The organism is bacterium (genome assembly GCA_040753555.1).
Lineage (GTDB): Bacteria > UBA9089 > UBA9088 > UBA9088 > UBA9088 > JBFLYE01.
In genome coordinates this window covers 1-4,501 of sequence record JBFMDZ010000174.1, presented here as the reverse complement: position 1 = coordinate 4,501, position 4,501 = coordinate 1, and the positions used below count along the sequence as shown (strand labels likewise).

The following is a 4,501-nucleotide window of genomic DNA, read 5'->3' as shown; positions in this document are numbered from 1 at the left end:
ACATATGCCCTGTCCTCGTATAGAGGAAGCATTGCTGAAGAGCCACGTTGCGGAAATCCACAAGCACGGTTCTGTGAGGGGCATAAAATAACATATAGGAGGTTATAGAAAATGTCTACTCGACATATAAAGGTTGAGTTTGAAAGGGATGAGGATGGGATGTATGTGGCTACCTGCCCTTTTCTTCCTGGATGTATCTCACAGGGAAAGACCGAAAGAGAGGCATTAAAAAACATAAAAGAAGCGATTAGGCTACATATAAGGGCATTAGCAGAGGATGGATTACCAATATTTAATCGGCTTTTTTTTCTCTATTTCTTTAGTAATTTTTGTTCCAATACACTAACGCACAATCTCTTTTCCCTTGAGCCATTAGAATTTACTTGAAAACCAATTTTGTTTGAGTATATAATTGGTAAATGAATTTTACATACATTTATCTTCTCTTTTTGATCGGCTCAACCATTTATCGGATAGGTCGTCTCATTAAGTCTTATTCTGACCAACAAAGGCCTAGTAGGGTCTATTTCTCTATAACCTACCCCTTAATGCTTTTTCTTTATCTTACTGTTTGGTGTGGTTCTATCTTTGAATACTTCTATTTCCGCTATATCCTTGATGCTAAGGAGATCAATATTCTAATGAGTGGAATTGGGTTTTTGATGTATTTTGGGGTTATTCCTTTACGCAAATGGGCAGCAGATACATTAGGAAAACATATGAGTCAAGATATAAAGATATTTGAAGAACACAAGCTAATTAAGAATGGTCCTTATCGCTACATAAGGCATCCATTGATCTCTTGTGCCATTATTGAGGTTTTTGGTTTAGCCCTTATACCCAATTCCTATTGGACATTCTTAATCGGCCTCTTTGGCTTTATGCCACTTATGGTCATCAGGGCATATTTAGAGGAGAAGGCACTGATTGAGGAATTCAAGGATGAATATCTTAAATACAAAAAAGAGGTTTTTGCCTTCTTTCCAATAAAAAGGGCAAAATAGATGGTTTGTAAAGAAGAGAAGCTCTTAATTAAACGACCCAGAGAACGGGTTTTTGAAATAGCAGAAGACATTAAGAAACATCCAGAGTTTATACCAAAAAAAGAGGTGGAGATTCTTGATAAAAGTAATGGGAATAATGTTATTTATTGGTCAAGTGTCAATCTTTTAGGAATAAGATTTAGGTATCTTTCCGAAAGAAGTATTAAGGGGGATGATGCAATCAAGATTAAGCAGATTAAAGGTCTTCTAAAAGGATTAGAGACGGAATTGAGGTTTGAAATGCCAAATCACCAAGAAACTATCCTTAAGGTGGTTCATAGAATTGCCTTTCCCATACCCATCATAGGAGATTTTATTGCAGGGCTGATATACTCTCTTTTTATAAGAAGAATGGCAACTGAGTTTTTGGCAGGGATAAAAGAGAGGGCAGAATCTGAAAACCAATGAACTTTACAGCCATTTACATATCCTTGAAGAAAAATGAACCTTTATAAAATTAGTTTAGTCTCGGTTGTGTTATTCAATCTATTCTTGGGAATCTTTGTCTTAACAAAGAATGTCAATGCCAGAATAAACAGGATTTTTTGTATTTACAGTGGTTTTTTAAGTATCTGGGGATTTGGAATGCTGGCACTCTCCCTTGTTCCTGAGAGCAAAGAGGAGATAGCCTTATGGTGTGTTCCAATACTCCATTTTGGATTGGTTTTTCTACCCCCAATATTCTTTCACTTTGTCCTTTCCCTTACCAAAAATGAGGCTAAATTTAATAGATGTCTCTCTCAAATAGGGTATCTTATGAGCACCCTCTTTTTCATTATTGATAGAATAGGAAGCTTTTCCATTTCTTCAGGTGTTACCTTTATTTTTGGAAGTTATAGGATAGTGGGTGGACCCCTCTCTCCATTTTTTAATCTATTTTTTCTTCTCCTTGTCTCTTTCGGTATCTATCTTCTTTTCGCAAGCTACAAAATTGTCTCTTCTCCCTTAGAGAAAAACTATTACAAATACCTTTTCTTTGGAATGAGTGTAGTCCTATTATCTGCCATAAGCAATATCCTTCGGGTAATGGGATTTAGGGTCTATCCCCTTGCCCATATAGGCATCCTCTTCTTTAATATAATGACCGCCTACTCTATCGTCAAATACAAACTTATGGACATTGATCTTGTCATAAGGCCAGGGATTGCCTATGGGACACTTACAGGCTTAATTACAGCAACATGGCTTTGTTCTATCTTTGTCTTTGAAAGGTTTCTTTTTGTCTCGTCTTTCATCTCAAGGCTCTTGTCAATGTTTATTGTTATCTTTGTTTTTAATGTCCTAAAGGAGAGGGTTCAAACCATTGTTGATAGACTATTCTATAGAGAAAGGCTTGAACTTTCAAAGGCTACAGCAAGAATAGCAAACCAAATTACATCCTCTGTTGACCCAGATTTAATTATCGCATCCTCCATTGATGAGCTACATAACTCTATTCATTCAAGGTTCATTGTTTTGATGTTGCTTAATAATGAGGAGACATTTTATGAAATAAAATACATCTTTGGAGAGGTAGATAAAAAAGCATTTTCTCCATTTATCACTCTTAATAACCCCTTCGTAGAATGGTTAAAGAAACAAAGGGGATGGGTTTTAAGGGATGAAATAGATGGGAGAAGGGAGGCAATTAAGGTAAATTATGAGATGGAAAAGAATAATATAAGGTTTGTAACCCCCCTTTTCATTCAGGATAAAATTATTGGTTTATTATTACTTGGAGAAAAAAAGGTAGGCTACTATACATTCCCTGAGATAAGCCTTCTTGAAACAACGGCAAATGAGCTTGCTATAGCCCTTGAGAATACAAGGCTCTATTCAGAGCTTAAGGAAAAAAAGGAAGAGCTTGAGAAGGCAAATCAGGCAAAAACAGATTTCTTGCATATTGTTTCCCATGAGCTAAATACACCCCTGTCAGTAATAATGGGTCAGACATATCTCCTTGAGAAGGGGCTTAAGAAAAAAACAGACATTTCTTCTATGGTTGATGTAATAAAGAAAAGGGGAGAACACCTTGCGGCATTAATAAAGGATATTATGGATGTTTCTTCCCTTGAGAAGGGAGAGAAGTATGAACCAAAAAGGGATACGATTGATATAGAAAGGCTTATTAGTAATACGGTAAAGAGCTTTAAGCTTATGGCTTTTAATAAAGGGCTAGAGATAGAAATTGATGTAGCTTCTGATGTATCATTTACCTCAGACAAAAGTGTCCTAGAAAATATCCTATTTAGGCTATTAGATAATGCTATTAAATTCACGCCATCTGGCGGTGAAATCCTGGTTGGTGCAGAAAAAAGGGAAGGAGAGGTCTTATTTTTTGTTAAAGATACAGGGATTGGAATAGCTGATGAATACAAAGAGAAAATCTTTGAAAGGTTCTCTCAAATAGACCAATCATCCACAAGAAAATATGGAGGTCTGGGATTGGGGCTTTCTATTGTAAAGGATATGGTGCAAGCCCTTAAAGGAAAAATATGGGTTGAAGGAGAATTAAATAAAGGCTCAAAATTCTGCTTTACCCTACCCCTTTAAGTATACTGAATTAAGCACGAAATCCGAAGCACGAAGCACGAAACAATATCTAAATTCAAAATTCTAAACATTAGCGTTCGTTCCTCTAAATTATATTGTTTTGAATTTTCAATTTTAGTCATTTGAATTTGTTTTGAGATTTCGAATTTCGGATTTCATTTGTTCCATTAAAGCTAAACCCATACCAATATTCTCTACGGCTACTGGTTCATCACATTTGAATTTTGGGGTACAAATGCTTCAAGCGAATGCGGGCATCCTCAGTTGTAAATTGCCAATCTACTCCTTTCTGGTTTGCATTGCGGGTTTGTCCCCATTGCTTGGTTACTTTGCTTAATGTTTCTATATCTGGTATCCGACAATCCAAACTCTGCCTACTTAAAGCACTTAACTCTACTTCTGCTATATTTAACCAACTGCCATGTTTGGGAGTATAATGGATTTCTAATCGTTGTACTAACCGAAGTGCTTCAGCCGGTTCAAATGCTTCATATAGAGAACCTATCTTATGTGTGTTCAAATTATCACACACCAAAATTACCTTCTCTGCTTCAGGATAGTCAACATCAAGAAGCATTTTAATTTCTTCAGCCCAATCAACTTTAGATCGTTGACGAATGTTTGCCACCGTGTTAACATTGCAATGAAAGGCTTCTGCCGCCTGTTCATCAGTCCAATGTAATCCATCCACATCTAAACCCAGTAATAAATTGGCATGACGAATCTTATATGCTAATGCTTTCCCTTTACGCACAATCTCTTCTAACTGCCCTCGTTCAGCCGAAGTTAATCGCACTTTATTAGCAATTCTCGGTGAAGTTATAAAGGCTATATTATCAAGCCTTCCTGGAAAATAAGAAAATATTTTTCGCAAAAAAAGCCTCTTAAGGTTTCCTCTCAAAAATGCCGATATATTATATAGAATG

The 4,501-nt window shown here is 36.3% G+C and carries 5 protein-coding genes; 4 read left to right on the top strand and 1 reads right to left on the bottom strand.

Features of this window, described 5'->3' with window-relative positions; translation table 11 throughout:
- Positions 1 to 111 precede the first annotated feature (111 nt).
- From AB1630_10680 to AB1630_10665, 4 genes are read left to right on the top strand one after another with little or no spacing between them, the layout of a single operon-like run.
- A complete protein-coding gene (locus AB1630_10680) occupies positions 112 to 387 on the top strand; it encodes a type II toxin-antitoxin system HicB family antitoxin (protein MEW6104255.1) in 276 nt (91 codons plus the stop codon).
- A gap of 32 nt (positions 388 to 419) precedes the next feature.
- Positions 420 to 1,004, top strand: coding sequence for an isoprenylcysteine carboxylmethyltransferase family protein (locus tag AB1630_10675; protein ID MEW6104254.1), 585 nt, complete (start codon positions 420 to 422; stop codon positions 1,002 to 1,004).
- Positions 1,005 to 1,451: an SRPBCC family protein gene (locus AB1630_10670; protein ID MEW6104253.1), complete on the top strand. Its 447-nt coding sequence runs from the start codon at positions 1,005 to 1,007 to the stop codon at positions 1,449 to 1,451.
- A 33-nt stretch (positions 1,452 to 1,484) separates the two neighbouring features.
- Positions 1,485 to 3,575, top strand: a complete 2,091-nt coding sequence (locus tag AB1630_10665; protein MEW6104252.1) for an ATP-binding protein — start codon at positions 1,485 to 1,487, stop codon at positions 3,573 to 3,575.
- Between the two features lie 211 nt (positions 3,576 to 3,786).
- On the opposite strand, the gene AB1630_10660 is transcribed toward AB1630_10665, so the two are convergent.
- Positions 3,787 to 4,501, bottom strand: a 715-nt coding sequence (locus tag AB1630_10660) for a transposase (GenBank protein ID MEW6104251.1), incomplete at its 5' end; no start/stop codon positions are given.